Source organism: Synechococcus sp. H55.9 (genome assembly GCF_047462355.1).
GTDB lineage: Bacteria > Cyanobacteriota > Cyanobacteriia > Thermostichales > Thermostichaceae > Thermostichus.
Genome location: NZ_JANSJB010000019.1, coordinates 27,572 through 30,958, shown reverse-complemented (window position 1 = coordinate 30,958; position 3,387 = coordinate 27,572). Strand labels below are relative to the sequence as shown.

General features: G+C 60.0%; 3 protein-coding genes and 1 tRNA gene. 2 read left to right on the top strand and 2 right to left on the bottom strand.

The annotated features are described in order from the left end of the window. Positions 1-165 precede the first annotated feature (165 nt). Positions 166-239: transfer RNA gene (locus tag NW857_RS04470), tRNA-Asp, on the bottom strand. Positions 240-288: 49 nt separating this feature from the next. Between NW857_RS04470 and NW857_RS04465 the strand changes: the two genes are divergently transcribed. Then, on the top strand, positions 289-777 hold the full coding sequence (locus tag NW857_RS04465) for a hypothetical protein (RefSeq protein WP_414336807.1): 489 nt from the start codon (positions 289-291) through the stop codon (positions 775-777). Positions 778-820: 43 nt separating this feature from the next. Here the strand turns inward: NW857_RS04465 and NW857_RS04460 are convergent, their stop codons facing one another. Continuing rightward, entirely contained in the window at positions 821-2,476 is a 1,656-nt protein-coding gene (locus NW857_RS04460; RefSeq protein WP_414334317.1) for a protein kinase domain-containing protein, read from the bottom strand. A 282-nt stretch (positions 2,477-2,758) separates the two neighbouring features. Between NW857_RS04460 and NW857_RS04455 the strand changes: the two genes are divergently transcribed. After that, a partial coding sequence (locus NW857_RS04455; RefSeq protein WP_414368067.1) for an alanine--tRNA ligase-related protein occupies positions 2,759-3,387 on the top strand: 629 nt, incomplete at its 3' end.

The window sequence follows — 3,387 nt, the reverse complement described above, 5'->3', positions numbered from 1 at the left end:
CCCTGCCCATGGTCATTCCAAAGGAAAACATCCCGCTGCTTCCGGTCTTTGGGGGAATGCAGCCACCCTCCTACGAGCGAGGGAAAAGAGCCTGGGAGCGGTCAGCGCTGCGTGGCCATAACGAGACTGCAGGAAACTTCCTAGGTTAGAGTGTGTTCAGGAGTACGGGGCTGACGGGGCTCGAACCCGCAACTTCCGCCGTGACAGGGCGGTGCTCTAACCAATTGAACTACAGCCCCAATCGCTGCGAATATCTATTTTGAATCTGGATGAGGATTGTTGTCAATCATGGTGGTGAGTCTGGCAGGGCAGGCCGCAGCCCTTGTGGATAGCGCTCCGCAAAATGGGATCCCAGCAGCGGTGATGCAACAGGTGGCGGATGTGCTCACCCAGGTGGCCCAACATCTGGATCACCTGCAATACACCACCTTGCGCTATCCCGATGGCGGCTGGCTGACGGTGCGGGTGGTAGAAAAGCCCGACCAGACAGAGTTCTCGCCGGGAGGCGAACCGGTCAGCCATGTGTGGATCCCGGCTTTTGGCCACCTGGAAGACGCCCAGGCCACCCTGGCGGAGCTGAGGGAGCGAGCGCCGGAGTTGGAGACTGTGTCTTTTGGGGTTTTGGAGCTGTTGTTCTTGGCGTTGGGCTTTTCCCGGGCTGATGGCATTGTCTTTTACGACCAAGTTGGGAATCGGCAGCAGGGCAAAACCGTGGCCTGCCGAGCTCTGACAGAACAGGTCAACCAATCCCTTCGCAGAGGGGCCTCCCCGGCTTAATGACACTTATCACAAAGCCGGATCCCCGCTCTGCCACCCCCTGTCAACTCAAGATGGCCCCCTGTCGGCGGGCAAACTTCCGCAGCTTCTCGTCCATCCGTGCCCCCCGCAGATCGGCTTTGCAAAAGTTGGTAAAGCGCTTGCTCTGGTCTTCTGGATGGCGAGCCAAACGAACCCTACCGGTCACAGACCAGAGCACCGAGCTGGCCACCAAAAAAGCGATCCCAGCCGCTCCCAACGCATAAACCAAATCACCCGTGGTCAGGCGGACCAGCAAAAAGGCCAGGATACCCGAGCCCAGCAGCCCCCCTAAGCCCGCCAGGATCCCTCCCAACGTCTTGGCCGATCCAGACAGTCGACCCAAAACCTGCAGCCAATAGGGTTGAGGGGTGTTGAAGAGGATGCCGCGCAGATCCGCCCCCTGCAAGTTGGCCCCTGAGAAATCGGCTCCACGCAGATCAGCCTGGCGCAAATCGTAACCGGCTAAGTTTTGGTTGGCAAAGGACTTTCCCCGCAGATCGGCCCCCGCCATGGAAGGGATCCGCGGTGGAGTGGCCGGCTTGATCCGCCCGCCGCTGGTGATGCTGCTGGCTCGGCTCACTTGGGCGAAACCGGTGCTGCTCCCCCACTCAGAGGGGATGGCTACCGGGCTGCCGCCCGTCATTCCCCCCGCGCTGGACTGAGGGAGAGGAGTGGGCGAGAAACCGCCGGAGCGGTGCTTGGCCCAATAGCCGGAGATCACCGAGGAGCCTGGAGACAGGGGAGAGTCGGACAGCACAATGGGCTGGGAGATGGGGCCGCCTACCTTCTCCACCGGGATCCCTTGCAACGCCCGCAAAACCTCGGTAGCGGTGGCAAAGCGCTGGTTGATGGCCGGCTGCAACATGCGGTGCAAAATGGCGTCGAATTCGGGGCTGAGCTGTAGGCAATCCGACCAATCCCACTCCCCCGTCTCATGGTTATAAAACCTGGCCGGAGATTGCAACGTCATCAGGTTGATACAGGTAGCCGCCAGAGCGTAGAGATCGCTGGAGGGACCGACCGCCTGGCCGGCCACTTGCTCTGGGGGAGAAAAGCCAAGGGAGCGGATCGCAGTCACCTCCGCCGTCTGCTCCTGGGCTGGCCCCAGCTCCTTCACAGCTCCAAAGTCGATCAACACCAGCCGCTGATCCTCCTTGCGGCGAATGAGGTTGGCTGGCTTAATGTCGCGGTGAACGGTGTTGTGGCTGTGGACATAGCTGAGGATCAGCAGCACCTCCTGCATCACCTGCCGGGCCTGTGCTTCCGAAAAGGGCCCATGGCGACGCATTTCCTGCGAGAGGGTAATGCCCTGGATAAATTCCTGCACCAGGTAGAACTTGCCACCTTCCTGGAAGTGGGCGTAGAGCTTGGGGATCTGGGAATGTTCGCCGAGGCGCTCCAACACTTGGGCCTCGCGATTGAACAGCTCCTCCGCCAACTTGGCCAGTTGCGGGGATCCCTCGACCGGGCGCAACTGCTTGATCACCCGCCAAGGTTTGGAAGGCATGTCCTCATCGCGGGCCAAGAAAGTAGCGCCAAATCCCCCCTGGCCGATGCGCTTGAAGGCCCGGTAGCGGTTGCGCAGCAGGAGGGGATGGCCACAGGCGGCACAGGTGGAGGCGTCGGCCGGGTTTTCCGGTTGCAAGCAGGCAGGGTTAAGGCAGTAGCAGTTGGACATACCTTTGGGGTTACCGGCTGGCGATCCGGACAACCGACACAGAGCCGAGAACTGGACAGGCCAGTTGTGATAGATACATACAGGTTAGACCAAGGAGAAACAAATTTTGCACAACTGCCTCAGCTAGGCTGATTCTAGCGTCTGCCCCCCCTGGGGATAATCGGAGAAATCGCTTAGTTTTCCGCGGATGAGGGCGGGGGAAACAAGGTCAAGACAACAAGGGCTAGACTGCCCCGCAGGCAGAAAACTTAGAATTGATAAATACACCCATCTTGCCCTGTCATGTTTCCAGCTCTTTCCGGTGCTGCCATTCGGCAAACGTTTCTGGACTTCTACGCCCAGCGGGGCCATCAGGTGTTGCCCAGCGCTTCCCTGGTGCCGGAAGATCCGACGGTGCTGCTGACCATTGCCGGCATGTTGCCCTTTAAGCCGATCTTTTTGGGACATCGGGATCCAGAGTACCCGCGGGTTACAACCGCCCAAAAATGTGTGCGCACCAACGACATCGAGAATGTGGGGCGAACGGCACGCCACCACACCTTCTTCGAGATGCTGGGCAACTTCAGCTTCGGCGACTACTTCAAAAAAGAGGCCATTGTCTGGGCCTGGGAGCTGGTGACGGAGGTGTTCGGCCTGCCGCCGGAACGGCTGGTGGTGAGCGTCTTTCACGAAGATGAAGAGGCTTTTGCCCTCTGGCGAGATGAAGTAGGGATCCCGGCCCACCGCATCCAGCGCCTGGGAGAGGCGGACAATTTCTGGGCTGCCGGCCCCACCGGCCCTTGCGGCCCTTGTTCTGAGATCTACTACGACTTCAAGCCGGAGCTGGGGGATGAGCGGATCGATTTGGAGGATGACTCCCGCTTCCTGGAGATCTACAACCTGGTGTTCATGGAGCTGAACCGGGATAGCGA

Excerpts from the sequence above, each read along its gene's own strand:
- NW857_RS04465 (WP_414336807.1), top strand. The coding sequence starts at position 289 with ATGGTGGTGAGTCTGGCAGGGCAGGCCGCAGCCCTTGTGGATAGCGCT.
- NW857_RS04460 (WP_414334317.1), bottom strand. The coding sequence starts at position 2,476 with ATGTCCAACTGCTACTGCCTTAACCCTGCCTGCTTGCAACCGGAAAAC.